Origin of the sequence: Catenibacillus scindens, from assembly GCF_014202115.1 — a bacterium.
GTDB classification, from domain to species: Bacteria; Bacillota; Clostridia; order Lachnospirales; family Lachnospiraceae; genus Catenibacillus; species Catenibacillus scindens.
The window spans coordinates 24206-44272 of sequence record NZ_JACHFW010000013.1; the positions used below are offsets into that span (position 1 = coordinate 24206).

Here is a 20067-nt window from a genome sequence, read left to right on the forward strand (position 1 = left end):
AGCGTCAGCGCTCCTTGCCCTCTCTGACCGGGGTGATTTTTTCCTGTAAAGAATCCTGCGCCTGTCCGGGAACCCTGGCGTCATGCCGCGGATCGTCACTGATGCACGTCCCGGTGGCCCTGACAGCGCCGCTGTCTTGCAGCGTACCTAAAACAAGCTGCTGGAGGGCACTGCGGGCGCTTTCTGAAAATCCAGGCGTCTCCAGATAAATCTGATCATCACAGGAAAATGTCACAGAGGCCCGGTCGCCAACAGGATTTTCCACAGTGATCCGCGTAGGCGTATCGCCGTCCCCTCTGGCCAAAACAGTGGATTTCCACCCGGCCTCGCCCAATCGCTCTATGACGCACTGGGCCAGTTCCAGCCGCACCATCGTGCGCATATAATTCTTTTTCGCCTGCCCCGGAAGTTCTTCCAGCGCCTGCTCCAGTTCCACAAGGCGCTGCATCGTATATCGGACAGATTCCGGATCATCGTTTTGGAAATCGGTATTAAGCTTCTCAAGCTGATCCGCCAGCCCGGAAAATGAATGCTGTGTATATTCATCAAGATTGCATAATACGGTTTCTGTGCCAATGGATGTAGGCAGGTCGATCTCAATATTTTCCAGCTCCCCCATCCGTTCCTGCAAGCGATGAAGCTTATTCACTGCCTGGGAAAAATTTTCCTTCCGCTGTACTTCCCCTGCCATCCGGCGCCGTCTCTGACGAATCTCCTCCATCTCGGACAATCTGTCCGCCATTTTCGCGTACTCCATCTCCTGGTCCAGCCGGGCAATCTCCGCCTGCATCTCTCGGATCCGAACGGCATTGTCAGATATAGCGCGCAGCCGCTGCTCTTCCATCCACGTCCTGGGCTTCACCGTAAGTCCCCTGGGTGAACGATAATCCGCCGTCGCGATTAATTCTTCCACAATCTCTCCGGTATCCGGCCGGATAATAAATACAGTACTCATCCTATGCTCGCTCCTCTCCTGTTAAATAATGGTCACATCCCGGACTAAAATTCCCTGGCTTTGCAGCGCCTGTCCAATGATCCGGGTCAGCTGTTCTATGACGCTGCGGTTATGCACCCCCTGAAATTCAGGGCGCATCATAAGTGTATCGTCAGGCTTAAATTGAAATTCCAGCTGATCACCCACCGGACTTATCAGTCTCAAATGGAGCGTCTCCCGCTCATCATCCTGTTCAAAGGCGTAATCTTCCTCCCTCTCCAGACACCATCCTCTGCTTTCCATCAATTCCAAAACGGCGGCGCTCATTTGAATACGCGCCTGCGAGGAGAGAAAACTTTCTCCGGCCTGCCGGACAATCTCCTGTACGCGCCGGGACAGGCTCTGGGCCTGGCCGCTTAACGCGGCAAAGGTATCCATGGCGGTGTCTTCCGGCTGTTCCAACGGCGGCAGGGATTGCTCTGCCTGTTCCAGAGCCCCTCTGCTCCAGAATATACAGTCTATCTCCACCGTCTCTTCCCCCTCTGTGGTGTTCAGAGAAATCTGAACTGTACGGCTGTTTTCAAGAAGCGCTTTTGTCCGGCTCCACTGGTCAATCCACTGTTGCCGCGCATTTAACCACCGTTCTTCCCATTCCAGGTACTCCGTCAGTACAGCGTCGGCCTGGCGGTACAAACTGGCCGCTGCAGTCTGCTGTCCCTGGGAAGGAGTCCGGGAAGATGCTGCGGAATATTTCTCCAGATCATGATATATTGTCTCCAGTCCCTCCAGATCATGGAGAAACTGTTTATCCATCAGATGCAGCCGCGGTTTTTGTTTCAGTGAATCCAGGATGTCCCCCGCCTGCCGCAAAAATTCATCCCCCGTCCGGGAGTCTTGGCTGTTCCGGGTCCGCCGGTCCTCCAGCTGTTCCTGAAGATCGCAAAGATCCTGCTGCTGACGTCTGCGCGCTTCATCCAATTCAAAATCCCAATCTGACGGTATGTCTCTTTCATGATCGCCGCTGAGCCAGTCGCTGATCTTGGCCAGGCCCATAAGTCCGGCCAGATGCAGCCCCAGGCCGATAAAGGTATGTTCCTCCATAAATTCCCCATAGCTGGAAAATATCCGGTCAAGCCCGTCAAAAAAATCATTTTCCCCCATCAACTGTCCCTCCCTGTTCAAAAAAGGAACGCAGTTTCTGCGCCCTCTCCGCGTCCTGCCGGGACGGCACGCCAACCTGCGCCAGTCCCCCGCCATAAGGCCGGATCCATTCCGTAGTTCTTCGCCCGGCTCCAAAGGAAATTAAGCCCTGATATCGGGATGTCTGCAGAATCAGCCGCTGATTGGCCGAACCCCGCAGGCTCCCCCCATCATCCAGATCAGACAGGTAAGGTCCGTCGATAATGGCGTCACACTGTCCTGTCAAAGGCTGACCTTCAATTTCCTCATAAGCATAGCCTGTATACAAAATCACACCAATATCTGCGGCACAGCGGATCTTCAGAATCAGCCGATACAGGGCGTCCCCCTGTAAAAATGGCTCGCCGCCGCTGATGGTCAGTCCCTCAATATCCGGACGGCGCAGTACCAGGCGCGCCAGCGTATCCACATCCATTTCATATCCTCCGCTCAGCGGCCGGGCATCCGGCGTAACACAGCCGGGACAGCTTTTCATACAGCCCTGTACCCAGATGCCAAAACGGGCATACGGCCCCAGGGTGTGGACAGGAGCGGCCACCATGTGCAGACGCAGCCGCGTCACGTCTGCAGCGGATCTTTCATCCGCTCTTTGCCGGCCATAATGGCCCCGATCACCCTGCGCAGCCATTGATCCCCCTCCTCATCCGCCTGTCTGGCCCGCAGCGCGTATTCTTTTGCCTCGGCGATGATCGCATCCGCATCCTGATCCATCACACTGTCGGGCAGATTAATGATCAGCCGGTTATTTTCGTCAAATACCGCCTTCCATCTTTCTTTCTCTTCCAACGCCGCCGCGCACTCTTCCTCCAAAGACTTTAACTTTTCCTTTTGCCGGTCAATTTCGCGCCGCAGTTCGGGAATCTCTTTTTCTTTAACCGCGGTCAGCTTCGCCACATTATCCTTCAGCGCTTCCAGTTCCGCCTTTTGCTTCTCCAGCGCCTTTTGCCCGTCCAGCAGTTCCTTATTGGCCCGGGCAACCGCTTCCCTTTCTTTCCCGCACTCTTCAATACAGGCGTTGACCTCCTGTATTTTTCCAAGCATCTGTTCAATGTCCGATGTGGGCGAATAATTTTCCAGCAGCGTGTCATAACATTGCCGGAGGGTTGAGGCCACGCCGGCATAGGCGCCATACAAATTCCTCGGCTGTGCCGGAGAAGGGGTCTGCAGGATCAGCCTGGCCAGGGCCAGCGCAAGCCTGGCCGCTTCCTCCCCGTCCCCCTGCTGCGCCTTTTGTTCCAGCTGTCTGATATTGTGTTCAATCAATGCAATGTTCACGGCTGTCCCTCCTTTAGTTCTTCCTGGATAATAATGGCAGGAAGCCTGGCGATGGTCTGATATAGCGAGATAACATTTTCCTCCCCGCCGGCATCCCTTATATGGAGCTGCGGGATACGGTGGCGGTCAATGGAAAAGCCAATCTGATAACGGTTGTCCTCCTTGTCAAAATTGGGACAAATGGATCCAAATGCCTTATCCATCCGCACCCGGACCGGCCCCATGCCGTCGTCAAAAAACAGATCCAGGCTCACCGGCATATCCTGAAATGTCCGCGCCAGTGTATAAGGGCAGTACTGGGGCTGAGCGTATTCTTTGACCGCCTTTCCCCGGTGAAGCACAGGCACGGCTATTTCCTGCCCATGGAGATTGCGGGCAAAAAAGCCAACTTCTGTCTGATTGATATAGGCCACCGGTGTAATGCCCGCGGCAATCAGACACGCGCCGTGGGCGATGGCCGTGGAGCGGGATTCCCGGTTCATCCTCCCATCAAAACGCGGGTCGTCAATGCCGGCCATTGAACCGAATAATTCCCGAACGCAATTTTCCACACAATACAGATTGGAGAAGCCTCCCACCAAAAGCACCCGAAAATCATCAATACCTTCCATATCAACGTCCATTTCCCCACACTTTTTCTGCATTTCCATCACAGACTCCCTCAGAGCCTGATGGTTGACCGATTCAAATGCCAGGGCGATATCTGAGGCATATACATCATACTCCTCATAGACCGGCGGCGGCATCATCACGGAAAAGGCGACGGGGTCATCCAGGCCGCCGGACTCATAGTAATTTTCCAAAGCTGCGCGGGTACTCTCTGTGGAGGCAATCTTACAGTCCTCAAAAGCGCTCTGCAGAGCGTCAAAAGCAGGCTTCCCCGGAACATAGATCGCGGCGTCCATTCCATTTCTGCTGGCCAGGCGCATGGTGACGGCCTGGTCAAAGGCATTGCCCGCGCAGCCGGTCTGTCCCCTGCCTCCATTTCCGCAACTGTAAAGCACGGAAATACTGCCGTTTTTCTCCGCCCTGCACAGGGTCAGATCCAGTGTGCCCCCGCCATAATCCACCACCACAATATGTCCGTGATAATTGCCCTGGCAGATTTCATTGAGGTAATATACCGCGGCGGATACCGGTTCGCTTTCAAAAGAAACCCGGCTGGACGTATCCATTCCCAGATCTTCGTATATCTGCGCCAGGTGTTCCAGAGCGATTTTATTGTGAATCTCATTTTTCCATATATCCGGCACTGTCTGTACCAGGATCATATCTTCCAGTGAAACTCCCCGGTTTTCTGAGAATTTTTTCAGCACCTGCCCGACAAAGTCCCGGGCGGCCTCAAATGGCGATCTTATCCGCCCGCCGTTTTCACAGGCGCCATCCCCCAGTCTCAGCTTAAATGTATCATACACATCATACTGGGGAGAAAAGCGATAGCGCCGCGCCGCCTCCCCCACATAGCATCTTGCGCGATCCTCCCTGTGGTAGGCGATGATCGTGGGGAAAAATTCCCGCGCACAGGTATCAAATTTAAAATAATCTACATTTTTACTGTTGTCATCATATACACAAAAAGCGGAATAGGTTGTTCCCAGGTCAAACCCAACACGTATCATCCGCATATCACTTCCTTCCAGCCATATTCCATATTTCCGCCTCTAATTGTCCGCATTTTTCCTGGCAGCAGGCGGCAAATACATTTTCCACATCCTTAAAGCGGGTAAGTAATCGTTTTCCGGACCATGTATGGGTGATCAATCTCTGGGGCGCCTGTAAATTGTCATAATCCAGAAATGTTTTTGCCCGGATCCCCAGTTTTGCCGCGCACATGGCCAAAATACGCTGCTCGGCAAAGATCATGCAGTTGGAACCATTATCCGGCGTATCCCGCTCATAGCGCATAAAATCAAACGCCTGGCAAAGATACTCCTCCTTTAACCGCTCATCTGCCAGATAAAGTATGGACGTATTCAGGGGCTTTGCGCCATAATCCCACTCCTTTGGGAACTGATAGCGGGGACTCATGAGAAAATAATCCACATCGGGATAAAATTTTTCATTCAAATGCTCTATATGGGCCGCTGCCAGCGCCGCGCCCTCCAGAGGCAGCCGGTCCCAGACAATCAGATCCATATCTATGATCAGACAGGGAACCGGGAGTTTCTGCAGAGCCAGCAGCTTGCCGGAAGCCCAGAATTTCCGCTGATCCAGGCCGTAGGTATCCCACAGATCATCTCTCACGCTGTCATATACGCTGTCCAGCCCCTTTTCCCGGAAATACGCTTTTCCCTGCCGGTCTGTGAACAAATGGATCGGGCCGTTATACCGCCGCCATGCCAGAGCGGAAAGGCGCGCCGTCCACTGTTCATGGAGGGGCATGGAAAAGGGAGCATTCCCATGTAAACGGCGCCAGGGCTCCGTAAGCAGCACATGATATGCCGCAACAGGAGGATCGCTGCGGGCAGATTTTTTTAAAGGTTCAAACAGATTTCCCATACCCACAGCCCCGCAATAAATTCTGCCGGTCAGGAAATTCCGCGCGCCGCTTCCCAGTTGATCCAGGTCAATCATAACTATCCCTCCCTAACACAGCCGTTTTTTCTCTCGTCATATATTTTACAGGGTCAGTTTTTTCAAATGATCCCAGCCGCCCTTTTCTGCAAGTTCTTTTTTACTTCCAAAATAAATTTCTCGCCGGTCGGTGACTATCAGGATGTAATCGCCATTTCCTTCCTGTGAGTTCACAGCGAAATCTGTGATCCCCGACAGGGGACTGACAGCGGGCTGGCCGGAAGCACCGTTCATAAAACAGAGATTGCCCTCCCCATCCAGATAGGCCAGGATATTTTCATAGACTTTAAAATCATCAAAACTGCCGGTCATCACCTTAACCGCCTTTTCCGGAATACCCTTACGCTCAAGCCATTGGGCAGTTCCCCCAAAAACAGGCCAGCAATCGCAAAAGAAGCCGTTCAGCCGACCCTGGAGTTCACAGGGTACCGGCTGATAAATGACGTTATTTTCCAGGACAACGCTGGCCTGATAGACGTATTCCAACGTTGCTTCCTTATTTCTTACGCCATGTTCCTTAGTGAGGATCTGGCTCTCGATCGTCTTTGCAGAATTCGGAGGCTGCAGACGGATGACAACATTTTTTTCGCCATACTCCCGCGCCAGTTGGCGATACCATTTTTCACGGCGCACAGCCTCAAGCTCCGGGATCTCGTCAGGGATAAGATGTTTTACAGTGTGAAAATTGGCATGAAGAATCTCTTCTTTCCCTCCCCACTCTGTATACTTTGCATCCCTGATCGTTCCGTTCTCATATTCATTCCACCAGGTATAAGTCTTTTTTGTGTGTACAACCACATCCTCAAGCCGGCGCAGCACCTGACTGCTGTCATTCACAAGTCTGCCTCCGCTGTTCTCCCCAAAGAAATAGAACTGCCCATCCGAATCCTCAATCAAAAAAGCGTCCTCATCATACTTCCCATACACCCTCCTGGCAGTATCCAGAACACAGTCAAACCGGTCCGTCAGGTCGGAATTGCCCAGCAGCACTGTCTGGCCATCTCTGGTAACATACAGGGTATGATTGGGGCTGGCCGCTGCATGTTTCACCCCCTGTGCAATGCGCGCAGGCTCTTTCAGTTCCCGGGGCAGATCGGGGCCGCACGCTTCATTCCAGTTATTGCCGATCCCGTACAGATCCCCGTTGGCCATCAGAATCAGAGCGTGGTTGGGCCCCGCGAACACCTGGGGCGGCGCAACGTTTTTCATGTGGGGCTTCAGCACCCGTTCCACCCACGCTGTATAGTCCTCCTCAGACAAAAAAATCTGATTCTGCCCGTCCAGTCCGCAGACAGGACAGCGATCCTCACCGCCTGGTATGGCACTTCCGCAGGCAGGGCAATTTTTTATTTCCATATTCTCTCCTCCTGTTAATAAATTACGAATCTGATTTCTGATAATCTCTCACCCACTGCTGTACACGCTGATCCTGAAGGGGCAGAAACCATTTTTTTGCTCTTTCCATTGGGATAACTCCGGAAAATATCAGGTCAAAAGCTCTCCAGTCCACAAAACACCTGCACCTGTAAAAGGAAAAATCCATCTGGACGCTTAATGAGGCGGCGCGTGAAAATGAATCCCATTCCATCTCCTGATCCAGGGCAAATTCCCCGATGGGGGCAACTCCCCTCATACCGCAGCGAAAACTGGTAAACCTCCCTGCAGTCGCCAGACTATTGCCGAGAAAATGCATGGAGGCGGCCCAGCGGTAAATGGTACAGGGGCTGTCATCATCCCACATTGCTTCATAGTGTTCCCGGATCGGAAGAATGACCGGGGAGCTGCTCCCTGCCATTGCTTCCCCCATGCGCTGCTTCTGGGCGGGAGAAGGAAAGGGGTGTGGCCTGCCATAGCTGCTCATCCGGTGGGCCGCCATCATAAGCCGCCCCTGCTTAATCTCAGAGAGCCAGTTCTGCTCCAGCCAGTCCACAAAATACACAAATCCGTCAATATTCCGGTCATGGATAGTGCAGAGCAGCGCGACTGGAATTTTGGCCTCCAAAGCGTTTTTTAATCCCTCAATAATGCGATCCAGTTGTTTTTGCGAGCGGACGCGGTAGCTGTTGGCTTCCAGCGTATGCCCGTCCAAACTCAGGGCCAGATAAACGCGCCCATGAGCTTTTAATGCCTCTAACGCTGTCTCATCTATATGTAAGCCATTGGTATTGACGCGCACCCAATAATCCTTAAAAATCTCCAATACTAATTCCACCACTTTGGGATGGACATAAGGCTCTCCCCCGGAGTATTCGATCACCTGGGTATTGGGGTAATGGCGCCGGATAAAGATTAAGGCCGCCTGTAAATGCCTCCGCACCCGCACCAGTTCCAGCTCTGTCAATGGTGAAAACGACTGTTTTTCCCAGTCACAGTAACTGCAGTCCAGGCTGCAGTGGTTGGGAAAGCCTATGACCTCCACTAAAAAAATATTGAGATTTTTATACACTTCTTCCATAGCCTGTTCTCCTTATCTGCTGTGATCCAATATGACTTTTATCCTTTCCCGTGAGGGCATGGAAAATGCCTTCTGAGCCTGAGTAAACGGAATCATCTGTATAAGATCCTTTACGTTCATGGCGCCGCTGCGGATAAACTGCGCCGCCATGCTAAAATCCGATTCGTCATAAAGAAAGCTTCCCTGAATGCGCAGTTCCCGAAACATTACATCCGACAGATTCAGTGACGGCATAAGTCCATAGATCCCCATAAGGAGCATCTGCCCTCCACGGCGCAGGGACGGCTGCAAAAGCGGAATATTTTCCCCTGCGCCGCTGCATTCAATCACAGTATCCCAAACTACCTCCCGATCCGCGGCGGGAAAAGGACAACACCGGGTGGCTGCAGCGACATAGTCCCTGACTCTGTCATATTTGTAAACCAGCGTAATGTGACAGGAAGGGCGCAGCAAACCCAATACCCGTTCCATTAACAATGCCAGTGTCCCAGATCCGACAACAGCGATTTCTCCCTCTTTATCAATCATGTTGGCTCCGTGTATGGCCACCGCCAGGGGTTCGGTCATCGCTGAGCATATAGGGTCATCCTGTGGCTCCAGGGCAAAGAGGCATGTATTTTTCACCACCGCGTACCTGGAAAAGCCCCCGCCCTGTACCATACCGTTCCCCTGCCGCGGCAGACGCAGAGCGACTATGTCTCCCCGGCTCAATCCATTCTCCGGCGGCAGCAGGGCAACAATCCGGCCTGTCCACTCATGTCCGCCCTCATCCGGACGTTTCCAGTAAAATCTTCCATGCCGCATTTCACGGTAATCCGATCCACAGATACCGCAGGCCAGTATTTCTACCAGTGCCTCGCCCCATCCCAAAGCTCTGATGGGAACCTGACGCAGCACCATTTCTCCCCCTGTCTCTATGCAGTACGAAGTATTTACAGGCAAATCCCCCACATCCGGGATAGTTTCGACAAAAAACTGGAAATCATAAGGTTCCAGAACAATCTGCGGCGGCAGAGATGAATATGGAAAATTTTCTTTCAGCTGCCGCGTCAGTAAAGTTATCCTCTCCTCAGTACGGTTAAGGGCCAGCAGCGCCTGTTGTCCCCGCACGGTCTTTGAAAGCAGCGTCACCCGCCGATCTTCCGAAGGAATAAATGCCAGTTCGCCTTCCTTGCGAAAAACAGGGTATGTATCCCGCCACCTCATAACATTGCGGATATCCTCTGTAAGATCTGTCTGCGTATGTTCCCAATCCGCCTTTCTTGTATGGCATACATGGATGGGATTTTTAAACCCATATTCAAATCCGCTGGTAATCATCCATCCGGAGGATAGTATACCGGTAAATCTGAGACGCTGTCTTACTCTGGCCAGGTTATTTTCTTCTCTTACCATACACCGGCAGGTATCATGATTTTCCGGAAAGGCAATCGCAGCGATAACCGCCCCATTGCGGTTGTTTTGCTCCACCAGCCAGTTCTCCTTATAATCCCACCAGCAGGCCGAATTGAATATATATTGAAAACCGGCCTGGGCCAGAGCGTGAATTTGTTCCGGCGCCGCTAAAAAAGCTTCCCCCGCGAATATAACCTGGGGATACTCCTTTTTCAGTTCCGTAATCAGATGTCTCCAAAAGCGGGCAGGCACTTTCGCTGCCACATCACACCGAAAACCTGCAAAACCTAACGCCATATATCTTTGGCACAGCGCCACTATATATTCCCAAAGCCCATTTTGGGGATGGCGATAATCCAGCTTGGCACAATCCTTCCATTCCTCGTAATCACCTTCAATAGTAAAAGTCCCCGCGCACTGTATTGAACCGTCCTCATTTTGCTCATACCACTCCGGATGGACGGTGACAAGGGGCGAATCTATGGCCGTATGATTGATCACCAGATCATATAACACACGCATACCTATGGTCCGGCAGGATGAGAGAAACCACTGAACCTGCGCTTTGGCCTGCTCCCTGTCTGACTTTGGAAAGATAGCCTCGTCATAGGCGTCATAATCCCGTATGGCATATATGCTGTCTGACGAGCCCGTCTGATGAATGGGATTAAGATACAGCGTATCAAAACCCATATCCCGCGCGTGCTGCGCCGCCTTCCACCAGTCCTGAACGCCATCATAAAGGCGCGGAAAAAGGTTGTAAATCCGAATATCCTGGTCTGGCATAAAACTCCCCCCTGTTTTGTGTCCTGTCTCCGCCACGTTTGCATATATTATATAACAAAGCACTGATTTTGCATATACGGTTTGAGCATTTTTACCAATTTAAAGTAACCGTTGTTACTATTCACTGTCGATTTGAAGCAGGAACCCCCATCAAATGATCCATCAGGGATAGCGGCACAAAAACAGCGGGCTCCCAAAAGGAGCCCGCTCCGGCTTTTTATAATTTAAAAAAATTCAGTTTTTAAAATTCCGGTTCAATGAGTCCGTAGGTATTGCCTTTGCGTTTATAGACTACATTCACCTCATCGGTCTGGGCATTTCTGAATACAAAGAAATTATGGCCCAACAGTTCCATCTGTACACAGGCTTCCTCAACATCCATAGGCTTTATGGCAAAACGTTTGGTACGCACGATCTGAATGCCTTCATCCTCATCGCCCTCCATGTCCATGTATGCCTTCTGGAAATTGCCTGTTCCATGCATCTGATTGACAAGTTTTGTTTTATATTTGCGCATCTGGCGCTCAATGATCTCCTCTACCAGATCAATAGATACATACATATCATCGCTGACTTGTTCAGCACGGATAATGCTTCCCTTCACCGGGATCGTAACCTCAATCTTCTGCCGCAGCTTCTCCACGCTCAGGGTGACAACAACATCCGTTTCAGGGGTAAAGTATTTTTCCAGTTTACCAAGCTTTTCATAAATGGCATCCTTTAATCCTTCGGTCACATCAATATTCTTTCCGCTGATAATATAACGCATATTACCCAACTCCTTTGCCCATAAATTTTGCTGAAAAAAATAAACCTCCTTATGTAAATTCTCTGTAAGATTATTATAGCATAAAACCTTTTCTTTTCAAGTCAATTAAAGTTATTTTCAAAATATTTCTATATATGTTCTGTTTTTTTCACCAAAATATAATTATTCATAGGATTTTTATCAATTTTAAAAAAATAAAAAAGTCAAGGGGATTTTAATTTTTTTTTACAAATACAGGCAAATTTTACATTATGAACAAAACATATTTTCGTTTTTAAATTACATAATTATCCACTTTTCCACAGATTTCGATTGTGGATAATGTGGATAACTTTGTGAATAACTTTGTTTTATCGAAAAAAACCCGTTTTTTTATAGTGGATAACTCTGTGAGCAAATAATTTTTTTATCACTTGATTATGTAAACGCTTCCGACATTTTTTGTGCATTTTTTCCCTTTTTCACCCACAGACAATTTTGTCGCTTATAGTCCATCGCACATCTTTTTTATTCCCGCTAAATATTCTGACGATTTACGCATTGCCCCGATGCTTACAGCGCTTCTTTGTATTATAAGGAACACCGTTTTCTATAACAAAAAAACTGCCACCGGCTTAACCGACATGGCAGTTTTTATATATCTTTTGGTTTTATGATTTTTCACGATATTCCAGCTCCGGGGCCATTTTAAGAAAAGGGAACCAATCGCAGTATTTTATATTTTAATAAATTACTCTCACAATAGCCACCGGGGTACGATAGCTTGTGCTGGAGACAATGATGCCTACAGAAGGACTGCTGGCATGGACAACCTGTCCATTTCCGATGTAAATGGCTACATGATCCGCGTAACTACTACTTCCGTAGAAAATCAGATCTCCAGGCTGAGCCTCCTCAAGGGAAGCTACCCGAATGCCATTCTGCTTCTGTGCATCAGCCACACGGTTCAGACTGATTCCGAAATGAAGATAAACCTGCTGGGTAAATCCAGAACAATCAACACCGGTATTCAGATCATTGCCGCCCCACACATAGGGGTATCCAACCCACTGCTGAGCATAGGCCGCTACCGCTTCTCCCGTAACGCCTGTGGATGTGCTTGCTCCGCCGTTTTCCTCAGAGGTTGAAGAGTTTTCCTCCTCCTCAGGTGAAGGATCCGTTGTTGTAAGATATGTACTGGATATATAAGCAGTCTGCCCATTATAATCCACACGGCTCCAGCCGTTGTTCAAAACACCTGTACGGGTAACACTATCGCCGCTCTTCAGTGTAGCGATAATAGCCGATGAGGTATTGTACTCTTCGCGCACATTGACAGCTGCCGTCGCCCACACAGTCTCATTGACGTCACTGACAGACACGGAGGCCTGGCTGTTTTCTGAGCTATCGCTGTTCTTTAACTGGATATAATCCTGATAAACAAAACCTGTCACAGACTGTCCGTTCACCGATGTGTTCACCTGATACCAGCTTCCACTCTTTCCGGTGATAGACACTGAATCGTTCTGATAGATCAGTCCAAGAATTTTTGAATCTGTGGAAGCCTTCTCCCGCACATTCAAAACGGAAGTGTTGCAGACTCCCTCACCGGATGCAGACTCAACAGCGGAGGATGAGTCATCCTGAATGTTGTCCTGGGTATCCGATCCGGTATCTGAGGATACTGTAATGTAGGAAGCATGGGCATAACCGGTAACTTCACTGCCATTAACCGTAGCTTTTATCTGGTACCAGTCGCCGCTTTTACCAAGGATCGTTACCACATCTTTCTGATAGATCAGCCCATAGCTCTGTGAGGATGTGGATGCTTCTTTTCTTATGTTCAATGCGGATGTATTGCAAACGCCCTGACCGGATGCCGGCTCTGTAGTTGTCCCTGAACTTGTGCTGCCGCCTAATGTAATATAGTCTCCATGGACAAAGCCCGTCACGGACTGTCCACTGATTGTCGTATTCACCTGATACCAGCTTCCGGCAGTACCTATAATTGTCACCTTTGTTCCATTGGTAATATACCCTAAAACAGAAGATGACGTACTGGCATCAGAGCGGACATTCAGAGCAGAAGTATTACATACCCCTTCTCCTGACGCCGGAGAAACACTTGTGGAACCGGAAGTGCTTTCTGATGTGCCTGCTGAGCCCAGAGTCACATACTGAGCATACACATAGCCTTTACTTCCCGATGCTGTAGTCACACCATACCATCCGTTACCGCTCTCTGTAATTGTAACGCTGTCACCCATATAAAGGGCTCCGATCACACTGCTATCTGTAGACGCCTGACTTCTGAGATTCAAAACACTGACATTGACCGTACCGGTCTGTCCTGAAACAGCTTCTGTCTGTCCTGTGCCGTCAGTGGAAATATACTGGCCACTGACATAGCCTGTTGTCCCATTTATGGAAATCTGATACCATCCGTTCTCAGAAGCGAGAAGCTCAAGCTGGGTGCCTTTTGTCACTGTGGCAATCACAGAATCACTGGTAGAACTTCCCGAACGCACATTTAACACATCACAGGTCACTGTCCCCGTTGAGGCCGCGTGAGCAGGAATGGAAGGACCGCTTGCCGCCGTCGCCAGGACCATGGCCATTGCCAGCGTGAGACTGGCTTTCTTTCTGAATTTCGTTAATTTAATCATAAAATCCACCGTTTCTATATATCCTTGAAATGACATTTATTACAAATTTGTTACGAATCTATTATAACAGTGCCCTATTTCCATGTCAACAAATTTTGTAAAACTTCTGTAATATTCCAGTAACAGTTCAGCCATCAGGAATAGGTGGGATGGTTTATGCCTGCATAAGAACCAGACCACCACATTCCTGATGAACGGAGCGCCGATTATGAGCAAAGGAGCGGCGTTAGCCGCGAGTCAGCGCGTTAGCGCGCCTTTGCGAATGGCGCGGGCTGAACTGTTGCTTCCTCTGCTTCAGCCATCAGGAATAGGTAGGATGGTTTATGCCTGCATAAGTATCAGTCTTTTATTTTCCGGATAACGCCGTTTTCAATGGTAATCTTTCCATTGCGCAGCAGACGTCCTACTGCCCGCTTAAACGCCGCTTTGCTCAGCCCTGTCTCCCTCTCCACCACTGCCGGTGAAGCTTTTTCAGTAAAGGGGAGAACGCCGGCGTAGCTTTCAATCACTTCCATAACTTTTGCCGCGTCCAGATCAATCTGGAAGGGAATTTTTTCATGAAGAGACAATTCCAGGCGTCCATCATCCCGAACCCGGACAATACGCACGTGAACTTTTTCCCCAAGGCTATACCTTCCCTTAAACTCTCTTAACGGGATAAGCCCGTGATACATGCCATCAACAGCCACAAAAGCGCCGTATTCCGGATGGATCTGGTAAATATACCCCTGGGCGTGATCTTCTTTTTCATAAGGGGAATGAGTGTCCAGGTATTGGTAAACTTTCATTGTGGCACACAGGCGGCTGCTTTTATCAATATAGAGTGCCACAAGGTATTCTTCACCTTCTTTTACCCTGGTGATCTGCTCTTTAAAGGGCAGCAGCAGATCTTTTGGAAGTCCCCAGTCCAAGAAAGCGCCGATTTTTGTCACTTGTTTCACTAAAAGGGGCGCGGTCTTTCCCAGAAGAATCTTTGGCGTAGCTGTAGTGGCAATAAGCCGGTCGCTGGAATCCCGGTATATAAAAACCTCAAGTTGTGTTCCCACCTGAGTGTTCTGGGGAACTTCTTTCTTAGGCAGCAGAACCGCCTCCTCAGAGTTATCCTCCTCATTGGCGAGATAGACGCCAAAATCTTTCATACGGGTTACTGTTAAGATCTGTTTTTCTCCTAATCGAATCATATTCACCTCTCCGTTAATTTTCATCAGTAGCAATTTCTACCGCCACATAGACCTTCTGATCTTTATCACACAGAGCAACTGTCAATTTGTTATTCTCTCTATGAATCCGGGGCCATATTTTGTCTTTATATCTGGCAGCTTTTTTATACTCCACCCGAAGCTGGTAAATATTTACCCCTGGGTCCGCATATTCTAAAGCCATATCAATATATCTGGCATTGTTGACATGGTTATTTGTGTCTAAATCGCTCCGTCTGACTTCAAATGGCTCAAGGTCTTCCCATGTTTTAGGAAGCGCAATGCGCCGGGGCGCGTATACCATAGGATATTTCTCCTCACTGCCGTAGCCTTGGACCATTTCCCCGGTCAGCCGCTCAGGCTTCCCGGTCTTAGTATTCGCAAGAATCCAGATAGAATTGGCCACCGCCAATATTTCTCCCCGGCTGCTTTTTAATAAGAAATTGCGATATCCATAAATAGAATCAAATCCATAAGCCCACGTTCCTGTCACAATTTCCTCAAAATATCTCGGTCTGCGCATCACCTGGATCTGCCAAGCTGTCAGCATCCACACATGGCTGTGCTGTGCCAGAAAATCAATGCCCATTCCGAGAGATTCCGACTGCATCGTGGAACAGTCCTGAAAATATCGGACGATCTGAGCTACATCAGCCATAGCATCACTGGCCACCTCGCTGTAGGTCACTTTTCGTTCATATGTAAACATCCGTCGATCTCCTCTCACGCGGTATGTTTTTAATATCACAGCAAACATAGTTTGCTGTGATATTAAAAAAGTAAGGCAGTCCAAATTGGACTGCCTTACTAAATTAAACTGGGCTGGAAGGATTCGAACCTTCAAATGCAGGAGTCAGAATCCTGTGCCTTGCCTTTTGGCGACAGCCCATCATCCCGTTGACAGATGTTATTATATCATGTTCCAGAAAAAAAGCAAGCCTTTTTTTTAATTTTTTTAAAATTTTTAATTTTCACAACAGTTCAGCCATCAGAAACGAGCGAACAGATTTATGCTTGCATAAAAATCTGGACGCTACGTTACTGATGGACGGAGCGCCGACTATGAGCAAAGGGAATCTGTCCGCTCCTTTCTATTCATCGCCAAAACTGTGGTCAATGGTAATCACACACTGGCACCGGGAGTCCATCCTTTTGATCCGCTCCTCAAGACGGATCGTAAACTGGTGAGTCTTTTCAAGATCATAGGAATAAGGAACCACAATATCAAAAATCAGATTAATCTGCTCCTTTCCCTTAACCATACGAAAATCATGGGCCGAAACATTGGGGTCCATCTCATGGATCATGTCATAAACCCGTTTCCGCCATTGAATGACAAAAGGATCCTCCACATCCACAGGATCCATGTGAATCACGAGAAATATTCCCGTCTCCTTCGTCACTTCCCGCTCGATCTTATCAATAAGCTCATGGGACGTCTCAATGTCTTCTTTATTGGAGACTTCCGCGTGGATCGTGGCCATACTCTTTGTGGGGCCATAATTATGAATGATCAGGTCATGGGTACCTACGATCCCTTCATAAGATTCCACTTTTTTCTCCAGCATTTTATAAACTTTAGGGTCCGGCCGCTCTCCCAGCAAGGGGCGGATCGTGTCTTTGGCAATATTGATCCCTGCAAAAACAACCACGATAGCCACGACCATACCTACAATTCCGTCCACATTCCATCCCAGTATTCCATAGATCAGCAGAGAAACAATAGTGGCCAGAGTTGTCAGTACATCTCCCAGGGCATCGGCGGAAGTTGCCATCATCACTGTAGAATTAATCTTTTTCCCCAATTTCCGGTTAAAAAGTCCCAGCCACAATTTGACCAGGATCGACAGGCATAGGATGATCACAGAAACAATACTGAATGTCACGGCCTCCGGGTGCAGGATTTTGTCAAAAGAACTTTGTATAAATGTAAATCCTACTTCAATGACCAGACAGGCCACAATAAACGCCGCAATATACTCATAACGGCCGTGGCCAAAAGGATGTTCCTGGTCCGCCGGACGGCTTGCCAGCTTTACGCCCACAAAAGAAATAATGGATGAAAAGGCATCGGACAGGTTATTAAAGGCATCGGCAACAACAGCGATACTGCCGACCAATGTCCCGATAGCTACCTTTACCGCAAACAACAGGATATTGCATAAAATCCCCACAATACTGGCCAAAACACCGTAGGCTGTGCGTACCTGGTCATTTTCTGTATCATTATAATTCTTCACAAACAGCCGCACAAGAATATTTGTCATAAATTAACACCGTCCTGATTAAGATAATACAACGCTATTTCTGGCACTTCCCACAGAGATACATGGCTGAATAGTTACTACAAATTTTTGATTTTTCCATTCTCCACAGTGAGAACACGCCCGGATACCTCTTTTACAAAAGGAATATCGTGGCTTATAATGAGAATTCCCATACCTTCTGCCGCCAGGTCTTTAATGATCTTTGTCATTTCCTGGGTTGTTTTAGGGTCCAGAGCCGCCGTTGGCTCGTCGAAACATAGAAGTTTTGGATTAGCCACACAGGAGCGGGCAATTGCCACCCGCTGCTTCTGTCCGCCAGATAACTCATAAGGCCGGCTCTGGGCTTTGTCCGCAAGCCCAAGACTGGTCAGCATATCCATCGCCTTCTTTTTAGCCTCCGCCGCTGGTTCTTTGTGGACATCTGTCAAAGCCAGTGTCACATTTTTAAGCACTGTCATATGGGGAAAAAGGTGATAGCTCTGAAAAACCATCCCAAGATCCCTGCGGATATTATACAATTCTTTTTTAGTGGCGTAAACCATTTTCCCGTCCTGTTCCTGACAGATAAATCTGCCGTTTATGGCGATGCTCCCCCGGTCCGGACGTTCAAGTCCTGTGACACACCGGATAATCGTTGTTTTTCCTGCGCCGGACTGGCCCAGAAGAGAGACAATCTCACCCTTTTCCACGTCAAAATTTATATCTGAAAGCACCTGATTGCCTTTAAAAGCTTTATATAAACCTCTCACCTGAAGAAGCATGTTTTCACCCCCGTCTGAACTGTCTTTATTCCTCATAATACACCTTTTTCTCTGCCTGGTTCAGCAGTTTTGTGATGATCGCCGTTAATATCAGGTAAATCACACCGACGACAATATACGGCGTCAGAGTTACGTCCCTTGTGGAAATACTTTTAGCGATCTTGAAAATCTCAGTGATTCCCAGGGCATAGACTAATGAGGTATCTTTAACCAGTGTAATAATCTCGTTGCCAATGGATGGCAGCGTACGTTTGATTACCTGAGGCATAACGATTTTAAGCTGGATCTGGGCGTTACTGAATCCTAAAAGTCTTGCTGCCTCGATCTGCCCCTTTTCTACAGACTGAATGCCAGAGCGGAAAATCTCCGCAAAATAGGCGGCGTAGTTAATGATAAAGGCGAAAAACACATAGGGCAGGCGAGTACGGCCAAAAAGACGGATTCCCACAGCGGGCAGCCCGAAAAAGATAAGGAACATCTGCAAAAGTAGAGGTGTCCCTCTAAGGACCCATGTATAAAATCCCGATATCCACCGTAAAACACTGATCTTTGACACACGGCACAAAGAGATCAGCGCCCCGATTGGGATGGACAAAACAATCGTCACCGCAAAGGTTCCCATAGTAACCCCAAGTCCCTCAAGTATCTGGGGTAATATCTGAATTATGTATGACATACGCTTCTCCTCACTCTACAATACACAATATTTAAGGGCCGTTTCGCGCGCCTTATCCAGCACAACGCGAAACAGCCCCGCCCTTTATTTTACAATATCAGCGCCAAACCATTTCTCTGAGATTTCGGCAGCCGTACCATCGGCTTTCATCTCGTCAAGCACCTGATTTAACGCGGCCAGCAGTACAGTATCATCCTTGCGCACACCTACTGCGTACTCTTCACTTCCGAAACCTTCGCCCAGAATCATGTACTGGGAAGGATCATCTTTTCGGGCGATCACATAATCAAGAAGTACCTTGTCCGCCACAACCGCGTCAGAACGTCCTGCTTCCATATCCATAATGGCCATATCATTGGTGTCAAATACCGGACGGTCCGCAAATGTATCTGAAATTTCCGGATGTGCGTCCAGAGCTTCCACAGCGCTGGAATTGATCTGAGCGGCTACAACTTTCCCAGACAGATCTTCCAGAGAAGTAATCCCGGAATCTGCCATTGTCAAAACAACCTGCTCATTATCCAGGTAAGGATCTGTAAAATTCACCTGTTCCCGGCGCTCGTCGGTGATGGTGTACCCATTCCAGATCAGATCCACATTTCCCTGATTCAGCTCCTGCTCCTTCATATCCCAGTTGATCACCTGGAACTCGACCTCCACGCCAAGGCGCTCACCTGCGGCGCGGGCAAGATCAATATCAAAACCTACCAGCTCATTATTTTCATCAAGAAATCCCATAGGAGCAAATGTATCGTCCACACCAATGATCAGATGGTCATAACCGATATCTGTCAGATCCACAGTCTCCCCGTCAGACGCCTGAGTGTCCGCGCCGGCATCAGTGCTTTGTGCAGCGCTCTCACTCTGAGCAGCCTCTGTAACGGCCTGAGTATCTGTCTCCTGGGCCTGAGTGCTTTCCCCGCTTCCGCTGTCACTACCGCAGGCAGCCAGTGAAAAGGCCATAACTCCTGCAAGACACAGAGCTGTAAACTTTTTCATTTTCATCATCTTCCTTCTTAAATTTTTATGCCGCGCAAAGCGCGGCACTGCTGTCTGATTATCACTCTACCAGAGTAAAGTAATTTTGCATAAAAGTCAAGAGCTTTTTACAAATCATAATAAAAAAGATTG

The 20067-nt window shown here is 48.9% G+C and carries 17 protein-coding genes and 1 tRNA gene; all 18 read right to left on the minus strand.

Features of this window, described 5'->3' with window-relative positions:
* Positions 1-4: 4 nt before the first annotated feature.
* The gene (locus tag HNP82_RS13670; RefSeq protein ID WP_183775623.1) at positions 5-955 is read right to left on the minus strand and encodes a hypothetical protein; all 951 of its coding nucleotides are present in this window, start codon (positions 953-955) and stop codon (positions 5-7) included.
* A gap of 21 nt (positions 956-976) precedes the next feature.
* Complete coding sequence (locus HNP82_RS13675) at positions 977-2095, minus strand: hypothetical protein (RefSeq protein WP_183775624.1); 1119 nt, start codon at positions 2093-2095, stop codon at positions 977-979.
* On the minus strand, positions 2082-2762 hold the full coding sequence (locus tag HNP82_RS13680) for a 4Fe-4S single cluster domain-containing protein (protein ID WP_183775626.1): 681 nt from the start codon (positions 2760-2762) through the stop codon (positions 2082-2084). The genes HNP82_RS13675 and HNP82_RS13680 overlap by 14 nt, the downstream gene beginning before the upstream one ends.
* A complete protein-coding gene (locus HNP82_RS13685; protein ID WP_183775628.1) occupies positions 2693-3409 on the minus strand; it encodes a hypothetical protein in 717 nt (238 codons plus the stop codon). Before HNP82_RS13685 ends, HNP82_RS13680 begins: the two co-directional genes overlap by 70 nt.
* Complete coding sequence (locus HNP82_RS13690) at positions 3406-5028, minus strand: Hsp70 family protein (protein WP_183775629.1); 1623 nt, start codon at positions 5026-5028, stop codon at positions 3406-3408. The genes HNP82_RS13685 and HNP82_RS13690 overlap by 4 nt, the downstream gene beginning before the upstream one ends.
* Positions 5029-5035: 7 nt before the next feature.
* Positions 5036-5983 (minus strand): DUF6734 family protein, encoded by a 948-nt coding sequence (locus HNP82_RS13695; protein ID WP_183775631.1) that lies wholly within the window; start codon positions 5981-5983, stop codon positions 5036-5038.
* 45 nt (positions 5984-6028) lie between these two features.
* The gene (locus HNP82_RS13700; RefSeq protein WP_183775633.1) at positions 6029-7339 is read right to left on the minus strand and encodes an RCC1 domain-containing protein; all 1311 of its coding nucleotides are present in this window, start codon (positions 7337-7339) and stop codon (positions 6029-6031) included.
* A 22-nt stretch (positions 7340-7361) separates the two neighbouring features.
* On the minus strand, positions 7362-8438 hold the full coding sequence (locus HNP82_RS13705) for a radical SAM protein (RefSeq protein ID WP_183775634.1): 1077 nt from the start codon (positions 8436-8438) through the stop codon (positions 7362-7364).
* 12 nt (positions 8439-8450) lie between these two features.
* The gene (locus tag HNP82_RS13710) at positions 8451-10619 is read right to left on the minus strand and encodes an alpha-amylase family glycosyl hydrolase (RefSeq protein WP_183775636.1); all 2169 of its coding nucleotides are present in this window, start codon (positions 10617-10619) and stop codon (positions 8451-8453) included.
* 241 nt (positions 10620-10860) lie between these two features.
* The gene (gene hpf, locus HNP82_RS13715; RefSeq protein ID WP_183775638.1) at positions 10861-11388 is read right to left on the minus strand and encodes a ribosome hibernation-promoting factor, HPF/YfiA family; all 528 of its coding nucleotides are present in this window, start codon (positions 11386-11388) and stop codon (positions 10861-10863) included.
* 722 nt (positions 11389-12110) lie between these two features.
* Positions 12111-14033, minus strand: a complete 1923-nt coding sequence (locus HNP82_RS13720; RefSeq protein WP_183775639.1) for a C40 family peptidase — start codon at positions 14031-14033, stop codon at positions 12111-12113.
* A 338-nt stretch (positions 14034-14371) separates the two neighbouring features.
* Positions 14372-15214 (minus strand): CvfB family protein, encoded by an 843-nt coding sequence (locus tag HNP82_RS13725; protein ID WP_183775641.1) that lies wholly within the window; start codon positions 15212-15214, stop codon positions 14372-14374.
* A 13-nt stretch (positions 15215-15227) separates the two neighbouring features.
* Positions 15228-15941, minus strand: a complete 714-nt coding sequence (locus tag HNP82_RS13730; protein ID WP_183775643.1) for an acyl-[acyl-carrier-protein] thioesterase — start codon at positions 15939-15941, stop codon at positions 15228-15230.
* A gap of 108 nt (positions 15942-16049) precedes the next feature.
* Positions 16050-16121 (minus strand) — tRNA-Gln (locus HNP82_RS13735).
* A 202-nt stretch (positions 16122-16323) separates the two neighbouring features.
* Positions 16324-17499 carry a cation diffusion facilitator family transporter gene (locus HNP82_RS13740; RefSeq protein WP_183775645.1) on the minus strand — a complete coding sequence of 392 codons (1176 nt, stop codon included), beginning with the start codon at positions 17497-17499 and terminating at the stop codon, positions 16324-16326.
* A 77-nt stretch (positions 17500-17576) separates the two neighbouring features.
* Positions 17577-18296 (minus strand): amino acid ABC transporter ATP-binding protein, encoded by a 720-nt coding sequence (locus HNP82_RS13745; protein ID WP_243164777.1) that lies wholly within the window; start codon positions 18294-18296, stop codon positions 17577-17579.
* Entirely contained in the window at positions 18286-18936 is a 651-nt protein-coding gene (locus HNP82_RS13750) for an amino acid ABC transporter permease (RefSeq protein ID WP_183775647.1), read from the minus strand. The genes HNP82_RS13745 and HNP82_RS13750 overlap by 11 nt, the downstream gene beginning before the upstream one ends.
* A gap of 84 nt (positions 18937-19020) precedes the next feature.
* On the minus strand, positions 19021-19935 hold the full coding sequence (locus HNP82_RS13755) for an amino acid ABC transporter substrate-binding protein (protein WP_243164778.1): 915 nt from the start codon (positions 19933-19935) through the stop codon (positions 19021-19023).
* Between the last annotated feature and the right edge of the window lie 132 nt (positions 19936-20067).